We start from the raw sequence: 19,203 nt of genomic DNA, 5'->3' as shown, positions 1-19,203 counted from the left end.
AAGAAGACCACCGCCACCAAGTCGACCGCGGCGAAGAAGACCACCGCGGCCAAGTCGACGCCGGCGAAGAAGACCACCGCCACCAAGTCGACCGCGGCGAAGAAGACCACCGCGGCGAAGAAGACCCCGGCGAAGAAGACCACGGCTCGCAAGAGCGCCAAGAAGTAGAAGTCACCCTCGATGCTGCCTGCACACGTGCGGGCAGCACAGGTGCGGCGACGGCGGCCACCGGACATCCGGTGGCCGCCGTCGCGCGTTACGGGTCAGATGCTCTCGTCGTCCACGGTGGGGCGGCCGGTGGGAAGAGGACTGTCGATGTGGTCTGCCGCGACCAGGCGGTCGCCGCGCAGAGACAACACCCACATGCTCGCCTTCCGATTCCGTGCCGGAGGCAGCACGAGACCGTCGCGCTCCGCCCACCACTCGAGCAGTGGCGGGATCACCTTGCCCTGACTACAGATCACGGGTGTACCGGGACCGGACGCGATCTCCAGCGCCCGCTTGCGGCCGCGGTCCGGGTCGGCGCGGTACTCCTCTTCGGACAAGGACGGTTCGAGCGAGACCTCGAGCCCGTGCCGGGAGGCGAACGGTTCGACCGTCGCGGTGCACCGTGTGCGATCGGCCGATACCACCCGATCGCCGCCGAACGCCGTCAGTTGCGGAACGAGAGCGGTGGCCTGGGCACGTCCGGACGCGTCGAGGGGACGGTAGCGGTCGTCGCCCTTGTACTTCTTACGACTTCCGGCCTTGGCGTGGCGGACGATCAGAGCGGTGGTGGTGTCGAGCGGCACGCGACGGAATCGGCGCAGGACACTGCGGTCCATCGGGTACGACAGGAGATCGAAAGCGTCTCCGGGGGTCACCCAACGCAATTCGTCCACCTCGTCGTTGGGTGTGAACTGCCCGTCGACGGTGCGTGCGGCCCAGTAGTCGACCCTCTTGAGTTTGCGGTGCCCCGGAACCGGGTAGACCACTTTTCCGAGGCTGCGTCCGAGTGCGGCGCGGAACCCGGTCTCCTCTTCGATCTCCCGCACCGCGGCGACCACGGCGGTCTCGCCCGCGTCGAGTTTGCCCTTCGGGAAGGACCAGTCGTCGTAACGGGGACGGTGTACGAGGGCGACCTCCGCATCGTACGGAGCGTTCTCGGCGGCGCCCCGCCACAGGACCGCACCCGCCGCGAAGATGTTGGCCTTCACGGGCTTGTCGCGTGATTCGGTCAACGTTTCCTCCACCTCAGGACGAGCGGCTACGCATGAGTTCGACCTGGTGGTCGCGGGCAGCTGTGCCCGGCTCGGGCGACGCCGTCCAGGTGCCGTCGCCCTCGAGAATCCAGCAGCGTGTCGCCGGATCCAACGCAGAATCGAAAATGCCGTCCAACTGCGTTGCGAGCCGGGTGTTCTTCACCTGCACCATCACTTCGACCCGACGATCGAGATTCCGGTGCATCATGTCGGCGCTGCCGATCCAGTACTCGTCGCTGCCGCGGAAATGGAACAGTCGCGAGTGCTCGAGAAAGCGGCCCAGAATCGATCGCACCGTGATGTTCTCGCTCAAACCGGGCACCCCGGGCTTGAGCGCACAGATCCCGCGCACGACCACCTCCACCCGGACCCCCGCGCGGGATGCGCGGTAGAGCGCGTCGATCACCTGCTCGTCGACGAGCGCGTTGGCCTTGAGCCGGATCCCGCTGGGACGACCGGCGTTGTGGTGCTCGATCTCACGCTCGACGCGCTGGACGATGCCCTTGCGGACCCCGTGCGGTGCGACGAGCAGATTGCGGTACTGGGCCTTTCGGGAGTATCCGGTGAGGGTGTTGAACAGGTCGGTCAGGTCGGCGCCGATCTCGGGGGAGGACGTGAGCAGGCCGACGTCCTCGTACAGGCGGGCGGTCTTCGGGTTGTAGTTGCCCGTGCCGATATGGCAGTAGCGGCGGATCGTCGACCCCTCGCGTCGCACGACCAGACAGGTCTTGCAGTGGGTCTTGAGACCGACGAGTCCGTATACGACGTGGACACCGGCCTGTTCGAGCTTGCGGGCCCACTTGATGTTGGCCTGCTCGTCGAATCGGGCCTTGATCTCCACCAGCGCGACGACCTGTTTGCCGGCCTCGGCCGCGGCGATCAGGGCGTTGACGATGGGCGAGTCGCCCGACGTCCGGTACAGCGTCTGCTTGATCGCGAGCACCTGGCTGTCGGCCGCGGCCTGCTCGATGAACCGCTGGACGCTCGTGGAGAACGAGTCGTACGGATGGTGGACGAGGATGTCGCCTTCGCGGAGAGTCGAGAACACGCTCTTCGGGGTCTCGCGCTCACCGAACGCGGGATGGGTCGCCGGCACGAAGGGCGCATCCTTCAGATCCGGACGGTCGACGGCGTGCACCTGCCACAGCGACGACAGGTCGAGCAGACCCGGCAGCTGGACGACGTCGACCCGGTCGACGTCGAGCTCACGCAGCAGGAGTTCGAGCATGTGCTCGGTCATGTCGTCCGACACCTCGAGTCGCACGGGAGAACCGAAGCGCCGCCGGGCGAGTTCGCGTTCGAGGGCCTGGAGGAGATCCTCGTCACGGTCCTCCTCGACCTCGAAGTCGGCGTTGCGGGTGACGCGGAAGGCGTGGTGCTCGACGATCTCCATACCGGGGAACAGGACGTCGAGGTGGGCGGCGATCAGCTCCTCGAGGGGGAGGAAGGCCGGCAGCCCGTGCGACGAACCCGCCCGATCGACCCGCACGAAGCGATCGACGTTGTCGGGCACCTTCACGCGCGCGAAGTGCTCCCCCGAGGACTGCGAATCCTTGACGGTGACAGCGAGGTTGAGGGACAGGCCGCTGATGTAGGGGAAGGGGTGGGCGGGATCGACCGCGAGCGGTGTCAGCACGGGGAAGACCTGCTCGGCGAAATACTGTGTCAGACGGTCGCGTTCGGTCGGTGTCAGATCCGACCACCGGATGATCGAGATCCCTTCGGCTGCCAGAGCGGGCAGCACCGAATCGAGGAAGACCTGTGCCTGACGCCCGGCAAGTTCTCGCGTGCTCGAGGCGATGAGGGCGAGCTGAGCGCGGGGAGACAGCCCATCGGCCGACCGGACCGACAGTCCCGTCTCGGCGCGCCGTTTGAGACCGGCGACCCGCACCATGTAGAACTCGTCGAGATTCGACGCGAAGATCGCGAGGAACTTTGCGCGTTCGAGCAACGGCTGCGAGGTGTCCTCCGCGAGCGCGAGCACGCGGGCGTTGAAATCGAGCCAGCTCTGTTCCCGGTTGAGATAGCGGTCGACGGGAAGCGTGTTGTCGTGATCGGTCGTCGACTGCAGGCCGGTCGCGGCCGGAGGCGCGCTGGTGGCGGTGGCCACACGACCGGAAGATCGTGCGACGCCGGACGGAGCCGCGTTCTCGGAACTCGTGGGTTCGGGGGAATCGCCGTTGGTCACCTGTTCATTGTGGCAGAGCCGCGGCTCCTCGCAGCGCTGTCGCATCGGTGACGAAGAGGGAATTCGAGGCCGTCCAGCACGGCCGCGGTGGCCGGCCCGACGCCGAGCTGCACTGCGGCGGCAAGATCGTCCGGTGTGTCCACATCGAGTCGCAGGCCCGGAAGTGCGTCCGGCACCGGGTATGCGCCGGCCCCGACATGACGGTGGGCCGATTCCGGTCCGAACGCCAGCGGCGGCAGGGTGCCGCGCACGCAGTGCAGCAACGCTGTCGTACCCCTCGATGTGTGGTCGGCCACGACGGCCGTCCCCGTCCGGCGCGCCGTCTCGCGTGCGAGCGCGAAGTCGCCGGGTCGCAAGGACGGCAGGTCGGCCTGCAGGACCACGAGTTCGGCATCGGGTGCGAGGTCGCGCACCCGGCGGGCCGCTGCGCGCAGCGCGGCATTGAGCGGATCGGGGGAGCCGGGCGGGACGTGGTCGGGAAGGACGTCCGCGTCGCATGCCCGCGCGACGACCGCGACGCGGTCGTCGGCCGTGACGACGGTGACCGTCACGTCTCCGGCGGACAGCGCCGCCGTGACGGTGTCCTGCAGCATCGCGAGCACCAGCGATTCCCGTGCCACCGGGTCGAGAACATGGGCGAGCCGCGACTTCGCCAGGCCGAGGGCCTTGACGGGGACGAGCACGTGCGTCGCGGACATTGCCCGATTGTGCCATCAGCGACGAGTTCGGCCACTGCGCGGTCGACCGGCGCGGTCGGTGTGGCACGCGGTCCGTCCACCGACTCGGCACGGTGCCGTGGGGCCTGCGCGATACTGGGTACGACCGTGGGTGGTGACCGCCCGTGCCGGGCATCGGACGAGAGTGAGGATCGCGTGACCACAGCAGCAGTTCTGGGCGCGGGTTCGTGGGGGACGGCGTACGCCAAGGTGTTGGCCGACGCCGGAACGGACGTGACGATCTGGGCGCGACGCGAGGAGGTGGCGCGCGGCATCGCGGAACGGCACGAGAACTCCGATTATCTGCCCGGTGTGGAACTGCCGCACTCGCTGAAGGCCACCGCCGATCACCGGGTGGCGGTGGCGGGCGCCGACTTCGTCGTCCTCGCCGTACCGAGCCAGACCCTGCGCACCAATCTCGAGGCGTGGAAGGCGGATATCGGATCCGACGTCACACTTCTGAGTCTCGCCAAGGGAATCGAGAGCGGCACCCTGATGCGCATGAGTCAGGTGATCGGTCAGGTCACCGGCGCCGAGCAGAATCGGATCGCCGTGTTGTCCGGCCCCAACCTCGCTCGGGAGATCGCCGAGGGGCAACCGGCCGCGACGGTGATCGCGTGCCCCGATTCGACCCGTGCCATGGAGATTCAGAAGTCTTGCGCGACAAAGTATTTCCGTCCGTACACCAATTCGGACGTGATCGGTTGCGAGATCGGCGGCGCGTGCAAGAACGTCATCGCACTCGCCTGCGGCATGGCCGCCGGTATCGGACTCGGTGAGAACACCGTGGCGAGCATCATCACCCGCGGTCTCGCCGAGATCACCCGTCTCGGAACCGCCCTCGGGGCGAAGCCGGCCACGCTCGCCGGCCTCGCCGGCGTCGGCGATCTCGTCGCGACGTGCACCTCCCCGCTGTCGCGCAACCGTTCGTTCGGCGAACGCCTCGGCCGCGGCGAATCGCTCGAGAGCGCACAGGAGGCCACCCACGGCCAGGTGGCCGAAGGGGTCAAGTCGTGCACCTCGGTCCGCGCCCTCGCGGCGAGCTACGACGTCGAGATGCCGCTCACCGACGCCGTACATCGCGTGTGCCACGAAGGCATGTCGGTACCGGATGCGATCGGGCAGCTGCTCGGGCGCCGGATCAAGCCGGAATGAGCCGCATGACGGGCGATTCGACACGCTGCGTGAAGGCGGTTGCACACGAAGGCGTTCCGGGCTCCCCGTTGCAGGCGGGACCGGTCTTCGCCGCGCCGTACCTCCTCGGCGAGGACGAACGCGACGACGTCGATACCTACGCGCGGGCCTCGAATCCCGGCTGGCGCGCACTCGAATCGGCGCTCGCCGCGCTCGAACACGCCTCGGCGGTGCGCGTCGTCGGCTCGGGCATGTCGGCGATCACGGTCGCGTTGCGATCGCTCGTGGCCCCGGGCAGCACGGTCGTCGTCCCCTCCGACGGCTACTACCAGGTGCGCAAGTTCGCCACCGGATATCTCGCACCGCACGGCATCGAGGTGCACGAACTCTCCGTCGCCGAATTCGCGGACGGCTCGCTGCGGCGCGTGCTCGACGGCGCGGGGAAGGGAGCGGTCGTCCTCGCCGAGACACCGTCGAATCCCGGTCTCGACACGGTGGATCTGCGTGCGACCGCGGCGGCGTGCCGTCGCGCCGGGGCATTGCTGCTCGTCGACAACACCACCGCCACCCCGCTCGGGCAGCGTCCGCTCGACCTCGGGGCCGACGTCGTGGTGGCCAGTGGCACGAAATCGCTCAGCGGGCACAGCGACCTGCTGTTCGGATATGTCGCCGTCGCCGATCCCGGTCTGCTGCCCGCGATCGACCGGGAGCGGTTGCTCTCGGGAACCGTCCTGGGGCCCTTCGAGACCTGGCTCGCGCACCGCAGCCTCGGCACCGCCGGGCTGCGCTTCGATCGGCAGTGCGCCAACGCGCTCGCCGTCGCCGCGATGCTGCTCGGGCACCCCGCCGTCACCGACGTCCGTTATCCCGGACTCGTCTCCGACCGGGCGCATGCCGTGGCCGCCGGGCAGATGAGCCGATTCGGTCCCTTGCTCACCTTCCGGTTGCCCGGCCGCGACGAGGTGCACCGTTTCGTCCGCGCCGCCACGCTGGTCGCGCCGGCCACCAGTTTCGGCGGCATCCACACCACCGCGGATCGCCGTGCACGCTGGGGCGATGCCGTGCCGGAGGGATTCGTCCGGTTGTCGTGCGGAATCGAGGACACCGCCGATCTTCTCGCCGATCTCGACGCGGCGCTGAACGCACGCTGAGCGAGGGCGGATGCCCGGTGTGGACGGGACTCGGCTGGGTCTCGGCGAGGCGCTACCGGTACGGTGCGACACGTGAGTACGCCCCGCACCCGGGTGGCCGTCGTCTTCGGTGGTCGCAGCAACGAACATTCCGTGTCCTGCATCTCGGCAGGCAGCATCCTGCGCCATCTCGACCCGGAGAAGTACGAGGTCGTGCCCATCGGCATCACTCCCGAGGGTGCCTGGGTTCTCGGTGACGCCGACCCCGCTCGCCTCGCCGCGGCCGGTCGCGAGCTGCCCGTCGTCGCCGGTGACGGCTCCGATCTCGTCCTCACCGCGGATCCCACCCGCGGGGGCGACATCGTCGCCCTCGACGAGGGTTCCTACGGCCGGGTGCTCGCATCGGTCGACGTGGTGTTCCCGGTCCTGCACGGCGCCTACGGCGAGGACGGCACCATCCAGGGACTCCTCGAACTGGCGAACATCCCGTACGTGGGTCCCGGTGTCCTCGCCAGCGCCGCCGGTATGGACAAGGAGTTCACCAAGAAGCTGCTCGCGGCCGAAGGGCTCCCCGTCGGTTTCCAGATCGTCATGCGCCCCGGCACCGCGATCCTCACCGAGGAGCAGAAGGCCCGTCTGGGCCTGCCCGTCTTCGTCAAGCCCGCCCGCGGCGGGTCGTCGATCGGTATCAGCCGCGTGGCCGACTGGGCGGCCTTCGACGCCGCGGTCGCCAAGGCCCGAGAGCACGACCCGAAGGTCATCGTCGAGTCCGCGATCATCGGGCGTGAGGTCGAGTGCGGCGTGCTCGAATTCCCGGACGGTGACGTGCGGGCGAGCGTGGTGGCGGAGATCCGCATGCCCGACACCTCCGGCGACCACGAGGCGTTCTACGACTTCGACACGAAGTATCTCGACGACGTCTGCGAATTCGACGTGCCGGCGAAGCTCGACGAGGAGACCTCCGACCGGATCCGCGAACTCGCGGTCCGGGCCTTCCGGGCCCTCGACTGCCACGGCCTGTCCCGCGTCGACTTCTTCGTCACCGAGGACGGACCGGTGATCAACGAGATCAACACGATGCCCGGTTTCACGTCGATCTCGATGTACCCGCGGATGTGGGAGGCCACCGGCGTCGAGTACGCCGAGCTGCTGTCGATCCTGGTGGAGACGGCGCTCGTGAGGGGCACCGGCCTGCGCTAGCGGCACGCGGCCTGTCGGCCACCGCCAGGACCCGACTAGGCTGGACCCATGACTGCCGTGACCCCCGACTCAGCTGCGACCGACGCCGGCACGGACATCCGCGAAGCCGTCCACGAGGCCGCGCGTCGTGCCCGTGTGGCCTCGCGCCGGCTCGCGCTGCTCACCACCACCGAGAAGGACGCGGCACTGCACGCCGCCGCCGACGCTCTGCTCGCTGCCGCCGACACCGTCCTCGCCGCGAACGCGGAGGACATCGAGGCCGCCCGCGCCGGTGGCACCGAGGAGGCCATCCTCGACCGGCTGCGCCTGACCTCCGCCCGGATCGACGGGATCGCCGCCGGCCTGCGCCAGGTGGCCGGACTGCCCGACCCGATCGGCGGAGTGGTCCGCGGCTCGACCCTGCCCAACGGTCTCGAGCTGCGTCAGGTTCGCGTCCCGCTGGGCGTGGTCGGAATGGTGTACGAAGCCCGCCCGAACGTCACGGTCGACGCCTTCGGTCTGGCACTGAAATCCGGCAACGCCGCACTGCTGCGCGGTTCGTCGTCCGCGGCCCGGTCGAACGCCGCGCTCGTCGACGTGCTGCGCGCCGCGCTCGAGGAACAGGGCATCCCCGCCGATGCCGTGCAGCTGCTGCCGAGCGCCGACCGCTCGTCGGTCACCCATCTCATCCAGGCCCGGGGCCTGGTCGACGTGGTGATCCCCCGGGGTGGTGCCGGCCTGATCGCGGCCGTGGTCCGCGACGCCACCGTCCCCACGATCGAGACGGGCACGGGCAACTGCCACGTCTACGTCCACTCCGCGGCCGACCTCGCGATGGCCGAGAAGATCGTGATCAACGCGAAGACGCGCCGGCCCAGCGTGTGCAACACCGCGGAGACGATCCTCGTCGACAAGGCGATCGCGGACACCGCCGTCCCGAAGCTGTTGCAGGCCCTGCAGGAGCACAGCGTGACGGTCCACGGCGACCTGCCCGGCCTCGTGCCCGCGACCGAGCAGGACTGGTCGGACGAGTACCTCTCGCTCGACGTAGCCCTCGCAGTGGTCGACGACCTCGACGCCGCCGTCGACCACATCGACCGCTACGGCACCGGCCACACCGAAGCGATCGTCACCGCGGACCTCGCCGCCGCACGGGAGTTCACGACTCGGGTCGACGCCGCAGCCGTTATGGTCAACGCTTCGACGGCGTTCACGGACGGCGAGCAGTTCGGTTTCGGCGCGGAGATCGGTATCTCCACCCAGAAATTGCACGCCCGGGGTCCGATGGGCCTGCCCGAACTGACGTCCACGAAGTGGGTGGTGTGGGGCGACGGCCACACCCGCCCCGCCTGATCGTTACCGGTCCGACGAAAGGAACCAGCGTGGATCGTGCGCTGCCCACCACCCCGCCGATCTTCGCGGACGTCCAGGACGTGATCGATCGTCTGGCCGGTACCGGATATCTCGCCGACAAATCCACCGCGACCGCGGTGTTCCTCGCCGACCGTCTCGGCAAGCCGTTGCTGATCGAGGGACCCGCGGGCGTCGGCAAGACCGAACTGGCCCGGGCCGTCGCCGAGACCTCCGAGGCGGAACTGGTGCGTCTGCAGTGCTACGAGGGGGTCGACGAATCCCGCGCGCTGTACGAGTGGAACCACGCCAAGCAGATCCTGCGCATCCAGTCGGCGGGGGCGACCGCCGCGGCGGGTGAGTCGTGGGACCGCACCAGGGAGGACGTCTTCTCCGAGGAGTTCCTGCTGTCGCGGCCGTTGCTCACCGCGATCCGCCGGGAGGATCCGACGGTGCTGCTCGTCGACGAGGTCGACAAGGCCGACGTCGAGATCGAAGGTCTGCTGCTCGAGGTGCTCAGCGACTTCGCGGTCACGGTGCCCGAACTCGGTACGATCCGTGCCACCCGGAAGCCGTTCGTGGTGCTCACCTCGAACGCCACCCGCGAATTGTCGGAGGCGCTCAAACGGCGGTGCCTGTTCCTGCACCTGGACTTCCCCGACGCCGATCTCGAACGCCGGATCCTCGCGAGCCGGGTGCCCGACCTGCCCGACGCTCTCGCCGATCACCTCGTGCGCACGGTCCGGGTGCTCCGAAGTATGCAGCTCAAGAAGGTCCCGTCGGTGGCGGAGACCATCGACTGGGGCCGCACCCTGCTCGCCCTCGGACTCGACACCCTCGACGACAACGCGGTCCGCAGCACGCTCGGCGTGATCCTCAAACACCAGTCCGATCAGGTCCGCGCTGCCGCCGAGCTCCGGTTGAACTGACATGGCCGCAGCGCACCTTCCCGGATCCGCGGTGCCACCGGCACCCCACGGCCTGCCCGGGCACCTGGTCGGATTCGTGGAGGCGCTGCGTCGCCGCGGCATCGCGGTCGGCCCGTCCGAGACCGTCGACGCCGGACGCGTGATGACGGTGCTCGACCTCCTCGACCGGGAAGCCTTCCGCGAAGGTCTCGCCTGCACACTGCTCCGCCGCCCGACCCACCGTCCGACCTTCGACGCCCTGTTCGACCTGTGGTTCCCGCCCGCGATCGGACGGCGCGAGGCCGACGGTCCGCAGGTGAGCATTCCACGCACCCCGACAGGGGAGGTCGACCTCGACGCGCTGCGCGACCTGCTCGCCGAACTGTTGTCCGAGGAGTCGCCGGAGGCGCTCGAGGCCACCGAGATGCTCGTCTCCGGCATCGTGGACGAACTCGGTCGGTACGCATCGTCGAACGGACCGTCCTTCTCGGCCTACCAGGCGCTGCGGGACGTCTCCCCGGACACCCTGCTGACGAAGATCCTCGAGGGGCTCCTCGGAAACGGCACCCGGGAGGAACGCGACGACACCGCCTACGAGAGCGAGGTCGCGCGTCGCACCGCGGCCCAGCGGATCGCCGATTTCCGGGCCATGATCGAACGCGAGACCCGCCGCCGCACCGCCGAACAGCTCGGCCGCGAACGCGTCGAGAAGTACGGGGTGCCCAAGCTCGCCGAGGAAGTCGACTTCCTGCGCGCCTCCGACGCGGAACTCGTGGCCCTGCGCCGAAGCGTCGTGCCGCTCGCACGGCTGCTCGCGAGCCGTCTCGCCGCGCGCCGCCGCCGTGCCCGCGCCGGCGCCATCGACCTGCGCCGCACGCTGCGCAAGTCCATGTCCACCGGCGGTGTGCCCATCGATCCGGTGAACCGCAAGCCCCGGCCGGCGCGCCCGGAACTCGTCGTACTGTGCGACGTCTCCGGTTCCGTAGCCGGGTTCTCCCACTTCACGCTGCTGCTCGTGCACGCCCTGCGCGAACAGTTCTCCCGCGTGCGCGTGTTCGCATTCATCGACACCGCAGACGAGGTCACCCACTACTTCTCGGCCGGCGCCGAGCTGGGGGAGTCGATGTCGCGGATGCTGCGGGAAGCGAAGCTGATCACCTACGACGGTCACTCCGACTACGGCAACGCGCTGGGCAGCTTCGCCGAGAACCACGCCCACGCCCTGACCGGCCGCAGCTCGCTGCTGATCCTCGGCGACGGCCGCACCAACTACCGCAATCCGAACCTCGAAGCCCTCGACCATCTCGTGTCCGTCGCGCGCCACGCGTACTGGCTCAACCCCGAGCCGAAGGGGCAATGGGGTTCCGGCGACTCGGCCGCTCGCGTCTACAGCGAGGTCGTCACGATGCACGAGTGCCGGTCGGCGAAGCAGCTCGCGACGGTGGTGGCGAGTCTGCTCCCCGTGTGAACCCGTAAGCTGGACAACCGTGCATCAGCCAACGGATCGGCCCTCGGCCCCCAGGCGCCGCCTGGGCGTCATGGGCGGGACGTTCGACCCGATCCATCACGGACACCTCGTGGCGGCCAGTGAGGTCGCCGCGAGCTTCGACCTGGACGAAGTGATCTTCGTGCCCACCGGGCAACCCTGGCAGAAGACCGGCCGCGAGGTCAGTGCCGCCGAGGACCGCTACCTGATGACGGTGATCGCGACCGCATCCAACCCGCGGTTCTCCGTCAGTCGCGTCGACATCGATCGCCGCAAACCCACCTACACCGTCGACACGCTGCGAGATCTCAGCAAGCAGTATCCCGATGCGGACCTGTACTTCATCACCGGTGCGGACGCACTGGGATCGATCCTGTCCTGGCAGGACTGGCAGACCCTGTTCGACCTCGCGCGCTTCGTCGGGGTGTCCCGGCCCGGATACGACCTGCACGCCGAGCACCTGGCACCGCATCTGGACGACCTCCCCGCCGAGGCGGTGAGTCTCGTGGAGATCCCGGCCCTGGCGATCTCCTCCACGGACTGCCGCAGGAGAGCCCGGGAGAACCGCCCGGTCTGGTATCTGGTGCCCGACGGAGTGGTGCAGTACATCAGCAAACGCCGGCTCTACCGCACGAATACGCACCGCGACGGAGATCCCGTCCCGGCGTTCGACGGAAACACCCCCGGCACCATCGAGAGAAAGAGCACGCAGTGAGCGCAACGGCAGAAGCCACGGAGATGGCCCGAATCGCAGCCCTGGCCGCCGACGAGAAACTCGCCACCGATGTTGTGGTGCTCGACGTGTCCGAACAGCTGGTGATCACCGACTGCTTCGTCATCGCGTCGGCGCCCAACGAGCGTCAGGTCAACGCCATCGTCGACAACGTCGAGGAGAAGCTGCGCCTGGCCGGACACAAGCCGGTCCGCCGCGAGGGCACCCGCGAAGGACGGTGGACGCTGCTCGACTACGTCGACGTCGTCGTGCACATCCAGCATGAGGACGAGCGCAACTTCTACGCCCTCGACCGTCTGTGGAAGGACTGCCCGACCATCGAGGTCGACGGTGTGGGCGGCCCCCGCACCGCTCTCGACGCCGCTGCCGACTCCCCGGAGGACGTGTGAGTCGTCCGGGGGAGGACACTCGGAGCCCGCGGGTGCGTCAGCTGGTCCTGCTGCGTCACGGGCAGACCGAGTACAACGCCACCCGCCGCATGCAGGGGCAGCTCGACACAGACCTGTCCGAGCTCGGCCGACGGCAGGCACTCGTCGTCGCGGACGTGATCGCCCGCTTCGATCCGATCGCCGTCGTCTCGTCGGATCTGCGCCGCGCCTACGACACGGCGACCGCACTCGGCGACCGCATCGGATTGCCCGTCGAGATAGATACGCGACTGCGCGAGACGCATCTCGGCGAATGGCAGGGTCTGACCCACTCCGAGGTCGACGCCGTCGCTCCGGGTGCGCGCAACTCCTGGCGCGCGGACGCCACCTGGGCGCCGCCGGGAGGCGAGAACCGAGTGGACGTGGCGCGGCGCAGCATCGCCGTCGTCGGCGAACTGCTCGACAAGTACGAGAACTGGAGCGACCGGCCCATCGTGCTGGTCGCGCACGGTGGTCTGATCGCCGCGCTCACCGCGGCACTGCTCGATCTGCCGGTGGACCGATGGCCCGTCCTCGGTGGACTGGGGAACACCGGCTGGGTGCAGCTCAGCGGGTACGGAGAGGTGCCGTCCTGGCGTCTCGACGTGTGGAACGCGTCGGCCACGGTGGCCCCCGATGACGTCCTCTGAATCGACGCCGCTCGAGGCCGACGTCGCCCCGCGACGTCCGGTCCTGTTGGTGATCGGCGATTCGCTGAGCTATTACGGCCCGAAGGGCGGCCTGCCCGCCGATCATCCGCAGATCTGGCCCAACCTGGTCGCGGCCGAACTCGGGTGGGACGTCGAACTCGTCGCCCGGATCGGGTGGACCACACGCGACGCGTGGTGGGCGATGACCCAGGACCCGCGCGTGTGGGCCGCGATTCCGCACGCCGGAGCCGTGGTCCTGGCCGTGGGCGGTATGGACACCCTGCCGTCGCCGCTGCCCACCGCACTGCGGGAAGGCCTGCGCTACATCCGCCCACCGGCTCTGCGCCGGGCGGCGCGCACCGCCTACGGGTGGTTGCAGCCGCGACTGTCGCCGCTGGGCCGCCCCGTGGCGCTGCCACCGCGGGTCAGCGTCGAATATCTCGAAACGATCAGGGACGCACTGGCATACATGCGTCCCGATCTGCCCGTGATCGGCACCCTGCCCTCGGTGCATCGGAGCGAACAATACCGGTCGGTCCATGCCGGCCGGCTCCCCGCGGCGCGTGCGATCACCCACTGGGCGGCCGAGAAGTCGGTTCCCCTCGTCGATCTCGCCGAGGCGGTGAGGGAGAATATCTTCTCCGACGATGCGAATCCCGACGGGATCCACTGGGGCTGGGAGGGACACCGGCGAGTCGCCGCCGCGGTCGGCGACGCCGTCCGGATCGTGCATCGGGATGCGGAATTCCCGGTGGAGGGCCTACGGTAGGCGTCGTGCCCGTCGTCGTCGTCACAGATTCGTCGAGTTGTCTCGACCCCGAACTGGTCGGTCGGTACGGTATCCGCGTAGTGCCGCTGCACATCATCGCGGCCGGACGCGACCTCCGCGAGGGCGTCGACGAACTGCCGGAGGACCTGTCGACCGTAACCACCTCCGGTCCGTCGCCCGCCGAGCTCACGGACGCCTACACCGAAGCGCTCGAGGCCAGCGGCGGCGACGGCGTGGTCGCGGTGCATCTCTCACGTGTGCTGTCCGGTACGTGGGACGCCGCCCGACACGCCGCGGAATCGCTGGGCGACCGTATCCGGCTCGTCGATTCGCGGAACACCGCAATGGGTTCCGGCTTCGCCGTTCTCGAAGCGGTGCGTGCCGCTCGGGCCGGAGCCGATCTGGTACGGGTGCACGACCGGGCGGTGGAGGTCGCGGCGTCCGCCCGGACCCTGCTCGTCGTCGACCGGCTCGACCATCTGCGCCGGGGTGGCCGGATCGGCACGGCCACAGCATTGCTGGGCACCGCGCTCGCGATGAAGCCGGTCCTGCACATCTCCGACGGCAAGCTCGTCCTGCGGGAGAAGACCCGCACCATGACCAAGGCGATGGCGAAACTCGTCGACGGTGCGGCCACGGACGTCGGCGACGAACCGCTCGTCGCCGTGCACCATCGCGACGCGCCGGATCGTGCGCGCAGCCTTGCCGATCAGCTCGCACAGCGACTCCCGGACGGCACCGAGATCATCGTCTCCGAACTCGATGCGGTGCTCGGCGCGCACGTCGGACCGGGCGCGGTCGGTGTCGTCGTCGCGTCTGCGGCGACCGGGGCATCCGGCACCTCGGAGGACTGAACCTCTCTACGCCACGCCCCCGACCGCATCGCGGCGGCCGGGGACCGATTCGCACGTTCATCCACAGGGATACGAGTCATCCACAGCCCCGGCCGGATCGGTGGCGACACGGGACCCGGCCGGTGTGGACGCCGTTAGCGTCGCGGCATGGCGAGCAGTGACCACCGTGACCTCGCGCGCACCCGTCTCGGCGCGATCACACGTTCCTCGGCGGACATGCCTGCGGAACCGTCCTGGACGAACGGCAGGCCGACGAACGACGATCACCCCTGGGCGGATCCGGACGGCGACGACGAACCCGTTCACTCCGGTGCCGTCCGGGAGCGGTTCGCCGATCGGCTGACCGCCGCGCGGTGGGACACGGGACGGCGGGGGACCGCTGCTCTCGCAGGGATCGGAGTGCTCGCTGCCACTGTGGCCCTCGTCGTCGTATGGCGCGACCGTCCCGTCGCCGAACCGGTGCCACCCCTCCCGCGGGTCGAGGTCGTGGAATCGGCCGAGCCTTCGGACGCGCTCCGGCCGAGGGCGGCAGAGGCGGCACAACCGGGTACGGCCGAGATCGTCGTCAGCGTCGTCGGGGCGGTGGCACGCCCCGGCCTCGTGCGGCTGCAACCCGGCACGCGCGTCGCGGACGCGCTCGATGCTGCCGGTGGTGCTGCGGACGGAGCCGATCTCGTGGGACTGAACCTGGCCCGGCGGGTGGCCGACGGCGATCAGATCGTCGTGGGAATCGCTCCGCCCCAACCTGTTCCGAATGCCAGTGGAATCGTGGGCGCGCAGCCGTCGGGTGCCGGTCCGCCGGAGGCAGGTGGGCTGCTGAACCTCAATGCGGCCGACGAGGCCGCGCTCGACGCCCTGCCCGGAGTCGGACCGGTGACGGCTGCGGCGATCGTGTCGTGGCGGGACGCGAACGGACCGTTCACGGACGTCGAACAACTCGGTGAGGTCGACGGGATCGGACCGGCGCGGTTGGCGAGGTTGCGTGAACTGGTCACCGCGTGACGATGCGGCTGCGCGAACCGGTGATCGCGTGACCGCACGCGGCGATACCGCGGTCCCGACGGTTCTCGACGCGCGGCTGGTGCCGTGTGCGCTCGCCGCGTGGGGCGTGACCCTGCTGGCCTTGTACACCGGCTGGCGGATCGTGAGCGTCGTGGCGCTCGTCGCCGTCGTCGGGTGCGCGGTGACGGCCCGTCTCGTCGCGACCGGCCGCCTGCGGCGCGTCGGTGCGGGGGTCCTCCTCGCGGTATCGGCCGTCGTCGCGGGATTCGGGTCGGCCGCCGGACTGCGGATGTGGGCGGCCGATCATCACCCGATCGCTTCCGCAGCGGAGACCGGATCGTGGGCCACCGTCGTTCTCGTCCCGACCGACGACCCGCGACGCATCCGGGCGGCGGCGTTCGACGGCACGCCCCGGGTGCGTATTCCGGCACGCCTCGAGCACGTGACGACGGGCGGGCGGGCCCTCGACACCGGAGGATCGGTGATGGTCTTCGCGCCGGCCGACTCGTGGGGTGATCTTCTACCGGCGCAACAGGTCACCGCACGTGTGCGAGCGGCACCGCACACCGGGCCGGGCACCACGGTGGCGGTGCTCCGAGCGGAGACCGCGCCGACGGTGATCGGCGCACCACCGGTGTGGCAGCGGTGGGCCGGAACGGTACGAGAGCGCCTCGCGCAAGTGGGTTCCGCCGTGCTTCCCGATGATCGGGCCGGCCTGCTGCCCGGTCTCGTGGTGGGGGACACCACGGCGCTGACCGACGAGGTCCGCGAGGACTTCCGGGTGGCCGGACTGACGCACTTGACGGCCGTATCGGGCGCCAATGTCGGAGTCGTACTCGGAGCGGTGCTGCTGCTCGTGCGCGCGGTGGGACTCGGTCCGCGTTCCGGGACCGTTCTCGCCGCAACGGCTCTCGTCGCGTTCGTCGTCGTGGTCCGTCCGTCGGCGAGCGTGGTGCGTGCTGCGGCGATGGGATCGATCGGTCTGCTGGCGTTCGTGACGGGCCGTGAGCGACAGGCACTTCCCGCCCTGTGTGCGGCGGTCGGCGTGTTGCTCGTGCTGATGCCGGATCTCGCCGTCGATGTCGGGTTCGCGTTGTCGGTGTCCGCTACGGCAGCGCTGATCGTCGCCGCACCGCCCGTGGTGGCTCGACTCACGGATCGCGGGTGGCCGCGGCCCGTTGCGGAGGTCACGGCGATGTCGCTGGTCGCCTTCGCCGCGACCGCGCCTCTCGTCGCGGCGGTGAGCGGGACGGTGAGCGTCGTGTCGGTGGTGGCCAACTGCCTCGTCGCCCCGGTGCTCGCGCCGCTGACGATCCTCGGCGCGCTCGTAGCGATGGCCGCCTGCATCTTCCCGTGGGCGGGTGAGGTACTCGCACGTGGCACAGGTCCGTTCCTGTGGTGGCTGATCACGGTCGCGGACCGAGCGGCGTCCTTGCCGTCGGCCGAACTGGAGGTGCCCGACGGGCCGGCGGGAGCCGTCACCGCGGCCCTGATGACCGCCACTGCATGGTCGGTGGTCCGTCACCGGCGAGCGCGGGTGGCGGCTCTCGTGATCGCGCTGGCGGTCGCAGCGGTGTGGCTGCCGGTGCGTGTGCTGAGGCCCGGCTGGCCCGGAGCCGAATGGGTGCTCGTCGCATGCGATGTCGGCCAAGGCGATGCGCTGGTGCTGGCTGCGGGGGACGGACGCGCCGTCGTCGTCGACACCGGGCCCGAGCCGGAGCCCATCGACCGGTGCCTGCGCCGGTTGCGGATTCGTGAGGTCGCGTTGATCGTGCTGTCGCACCTGCACGCCGACCACACGGGTGGGCTCCGCGGTGTCCTCGACGGGCGGTCCGTGGAGGCGGTCGTGGTCGGTCCGGGTGTTGCGGATGACGGGGCGGCCGAAGGCCTCCGGCCGGCGACCGCGATCGGTGTCGCCGTGCGGGAAGTGCGTGCCGGTGCGGTGCTGCACGCGGGCGACCTCGACATCCGGGTGCTCGGCCCCGATACGCCGGGGACGGGCCGCTCCGAGAACGACGACTCTCTCGTCCTGGCGGTCGAGACCGTCGTGGGGCGGATCCTGCTCCCGGGTGACGCCGAGGAGTCCGCGCTCGATGCGCTCGTACGATCCGGCATCGACGTGCGTGCGGAGGTGCTGAAGGTGCCGCACCACGGATCCCGCACCACGCCCGAGCGTTTCCTCACCGCCGTGCGGCCGAGCGTCGCCGTCGTCAGCGCCGGACGCGACAATCTCTTCGGGCACCCGCACCCCGAGATCGTCGCGACGCTGGCTGCAGTGGGGACGCGCGTGCTGCGTACCGACCTGCACGGCGACGTCGCCGTGGTCCGTGCCGCTTCCGGGGCGCTCGCGGTGGTGTCGGACGTGCGTGGCACGATCGAACCGTGAGCGACGCGTCCCTGCATCTGGTCCTCGGTGAGGAAGAACTGCTCGTCGACCGTGCTGTCGCGCAGATCGTGTCCGACGTCCGCACGCGCAGCGACACTCCGGGCGATCTACCGGTCTCCCGGCTCCGCGCGGGCGACGCCGGTGTCCCCGAACTGGCCGAGCTGCTGAGCCCGTCGCTGTTCGCCGAGGAGCGCATCGTGATCCTCGAATCCACCGCCGACGCCGGGAAGGACGCCGCGGCGCTCATCCTCGACGTCGCGGCCGATCCGCCCCCGGGCGTGACGCTGGTGATCCTCCACAGCGGTGGGGGCCGCACCAAGACGATGGTGCCCGCGCTCCGCAAGTGCGGCGCCGAGGAACACATGTGTGCCGCTCCCGCGAAAGCGGGGGAGAAGGCCGCCTGGGTGCGCACGTTCGTCCACAAGGAGTTCCAGGCCGCGGGCGTACGGGTCTCCGGCGACGTCGAACAGCTCGTCATCGAAGCAGTGGGATCCGACCTCCGCGAACTCGCTGCCGCGTGCGGCCAGCTCGTGGCCGACACGGGCGGCAAGATCGACGCCGCAGCCGTGCGGCGCTACTACTCCGGCAAGGCCGAGGTGTCGGGATTCGATGTGGCCGAGAAGGCCGTGGCCGGTGACACCGCCGGAGCGCTCGAAGCGCTGCGATGGGCGATGCACCGCGGCGTCGCCCACGTATTGCTCGCCGATGCCCTCGCCGATGCCGTTCACACCATCGCCCGTGTCGGCTCGGCCGGTCGGGGCGACCCGTTCTCACTCGCCTCGTCGCTCGGCATGCCGCCGTGGAAGGTCAAGAAGGCTCAGGCCCAAGCGCGGACGTGGGCGCCGGCGTCCATCGGCACGGCGCTCACGGTGGTGGCCGCTCTCAACGCCGACGTCAAAGGGGCGGCGGCCGATCCGGATTACACGCTCGAACACGCCGTGCGGGTCATCTCGCAGTTGGCGGCCTGAGCCGTCCGCGCGCCTCACTCGGTTTCCGGGCGACCGGCACCGTGTGGCATCCGACGCCACTGAGGCCGTCCCCTGCGGGGACGGCCTCAGTGAAGCAGAGCC

The 19,203-nt window shown here is 69.9% G+C and carries 17 protein-coding genes; 14 read left to right on the top strand and 3 right to left on the bottom strand.

Annotated features, from left to right (window positions below; genetic code table 11):
- Positions 1 to 263: 263 nt before the first annotated feature.
- The 3 genes from PV766_RS16275 to cofC are packed head-to-tail and all read right to left on the bottom strand — an operon-like array spanning position 264 to position 4,127.
- Positions 264 to 1,220 carry an NUDIX hydrolase gene (locus PV766_RS16275; RefSeq protein WP_421097407.1) on the bottom strand — a complete coding sequence of 319 codons (957 nt, stop codon included), beginning with the start codon at positions 1,218 to 1,220 and terminating at the stop codon, positions 264 to 266.
- 13 nt (positions 1,221 to 1,233) lie between these two features.
- Positions 1,234 to 3,429 carry an RNA degradosome polyphosphate kinase gene (locus PV766_RS16270; RefSeq protein ID WP_026003456.1) on the bottom strand — a complete coding sequence of 732 codons (2,196 nt, stop codon included), beginning with the start codon at positions 3,427 to 3,429 and terminating at the stop codon, positions 1,234 to 1,236.
- Positions 3,426 to 4,127 carry a 2-phospho-L-lactate guanylyltransferase gene (cofC, locus tag PV766_RS16265; RefSeq protein ID WP_421097406.1) on the bottom strand — a complete coding sequence of 234 codons (702 nt, stop codon included), beginning with the start codon at positions 4,125 to 4,127 and terminating at the stop codon, positions 3,426 to 3,428. The genes PV766_RS16270 and cofC overlap by 4 nt, the downstream gene beginning before the upstream one ends.
- A 174-nt stretch (positions 4,128 to 4,301) precedes the next feature.
- Between cofC and PV766_RS16260 the strand changes: the two genes are divergently transcribed.
- From PV766_RS16260 to holA, 14 genes are all read left to right on the top strand, one after another.
- A complete protein-coding gene (locus PV766_RS16260) occupies positions 4,302 to 5,300 on the top strand; it encodes an NAD(P)H-dependent glycerol-3-phosphate dehydrogenase (protein ID WP_064063080.1) in 999 nt (332 codons plus the stop codon).
- Positions 5,301 to 5,305: 5 nt separating this feature from the next.
- Positions 5,306 to 6,430 carry a cystathionine gamma-lyase gene (locus tag PV766_RS16255; protein WP_421097405.1) on the top strand — a complete coding sequence of 375 codons (1,125 nt, stop codon included), beginning with the start codon at positions 5,306 to 5,308 and terminating at the stop codon, positions 6,428 to 6,430.
- A gap of 72 nt (positions 6,431 to 6,502) precedes the next feature.
- Positions 6,503 to 7,609, top strand: coding sequence for a D-alanine--D-alanine ligase family protein (locus tag PV766_RS16250; RefSeq protein ID WP_064063078.1), 1,107 nt, complete (start codon positions 6,503 to 6,505; stop codon positions 7,607 to 7,609).
- A gap of 48 nt (positions 7,610 to 7,657) precedes the next feature.
- Positions 7,658 to 8,941, top strand: coding sequence for a glutamate-5-semialdehyde dehydrogenase (locus PV766_RS16245; protein WP_421097404.1), 1,284 nt, complete (start codon positions 7,658 to 7,660; stop codon positions 8,939 to 8,941).
- Between the two features lie 29 nt (positions 8,942 to 8,970).
- Positions 8,971 to 9,867, top strand: a complete 897-nt coding sequence (locus PV766_RS16240; RefSeq protein ID WP_064063076.1) for an AAA family ATPase — start codon at positions 8,971 to 8,973, stop codon at positions 9,865 to 9,867.
- Between the two features lies 1 nt (position 9,868).
- Positions 9,869 to 11,314: a vWA domain-containing protein gene (locus PV766_RS16235; protein WP_421097403.1), complete on the top strand. Its 1,446-nt coding sequence runs from the start codon at positions 9,869 to 9,871 to the stop codon at positions 11,312 to 11,314.
- A gap of 19 nt (positions 11,315 to 11,333) precedes the next feature.
- Positions 11,334 to 12,047, top strand: a complete 714-nt coding sequence (gene nadD, locus PV766_RS16230) for a nicotinate-nucleotide adenylyltransferase (RefSeq protein ID WP_084421535.1) — start codon at positions 11,334 to 11,336, stop codon at positions 12,045 to 12,047.
- Positions 12,044 to 12,454, top strand: coding sequence for a ribosome silencing factor (gene rsfS / locus PV766_RS16225; RefSeq protein ID WP_064063073.1), 411 nt, complete (start codon positions 12,044 to 12,046; stop codon positions 12,452 to 12,454). The genes nadD and rsfS overlap by 4 nt, the downstream gene beginning before the upstream one ends.
- Entirely contained in the window at positions 12,451 to 13,122 is a 672-nt protein-coding gene (locus PV766_RS16220; RefSeq protein ID WP_064063072.1) for a histidine phosphatase family protein, read from the top strand. The genes rsfS and PV766_RS16220 overlap by 4 nt, the downstream gene beginning before the upstream one ends.
- Positions 13,109 to 13,891, top strand: a complete 783-nt coding sequence (octT, locus tag PV766_RS16215) for a diglucosylglycerate octanoyltransferase (RefSeq protein ID WP_064063071.1) — start codon at positions 13,109 to 13,111, stop codon at positions 13,889 to 13,891. Before PV766_RS16220 ends, octT begins: the two co-directional genes overlap by 14 nt.
- A 5-nt stretch (positions 13,892 to 13,896) precedes the next feature.
- A complete protein-coding gene (locus tag PV766_RS16210; RefSeq protein ID WP_064063070.1) occupies positions 13,897 to 14,745 on the top strand; it encodes a DegV family protein in 849 nt (282 codons plus the stop codon).
- Between the two features lie 147 nt (positions 14,746 to 14,892).
- Positions 14,893 to 15,747 (top strand): ComEA family DNA-binding protein, encoded by an 855-nt coding sequence (locus PV766_RS16205; protein WP_421097402.1) that lies wholly within the window; start codon positions 14,893 to 14,895, stop codon positions 15,745 to 15,747.
- Between the two features lie 28 nt (positions 15,748 to 15,775).
- Positions 15,776 to 18,133, top strand: coding sequence for a DNA internalization-related competence protein ComEC/Rec2 (locus tag PV766_RS16200; protein WP_421097401.1), 2,358 nt, complete (start codon positions 15,776 to 15,778; stop codon positions 18,131 to 18,133).
- Positions 18,130 to 19,101: a DNA polymerase III subunit delta gene (holA, locus tag PV766_RS16195; protein ID WP_421097400.1), complete on the top strand. Its 972-nt coding sequence runs from the start codon at positions 18,130 to 18,132 to the stop codon at positions 19,099 to 19,101. The genes PV766_RS16200 and holA overlap by 4 nt, the downstream gene beginning before the upstream one ends.
- Positions 19,102 to 19,203: the final 102 nt, after the last annotated feature.

Source organism: Rhodococcus sp. As11 (assembly GCF_048957735.1).
In the GTDB taxonomy this organism is placed as follows: domain Bacteria; phylum Actinomycetota; class Actinomycetes; order Mycobacteriales; family Mycobacteriaceae; genus Rhodococcus; species Rhodococcus gordoniae.
This window is presented reverse-complemented; position numbering and strand designations above follow the sequence as displayed.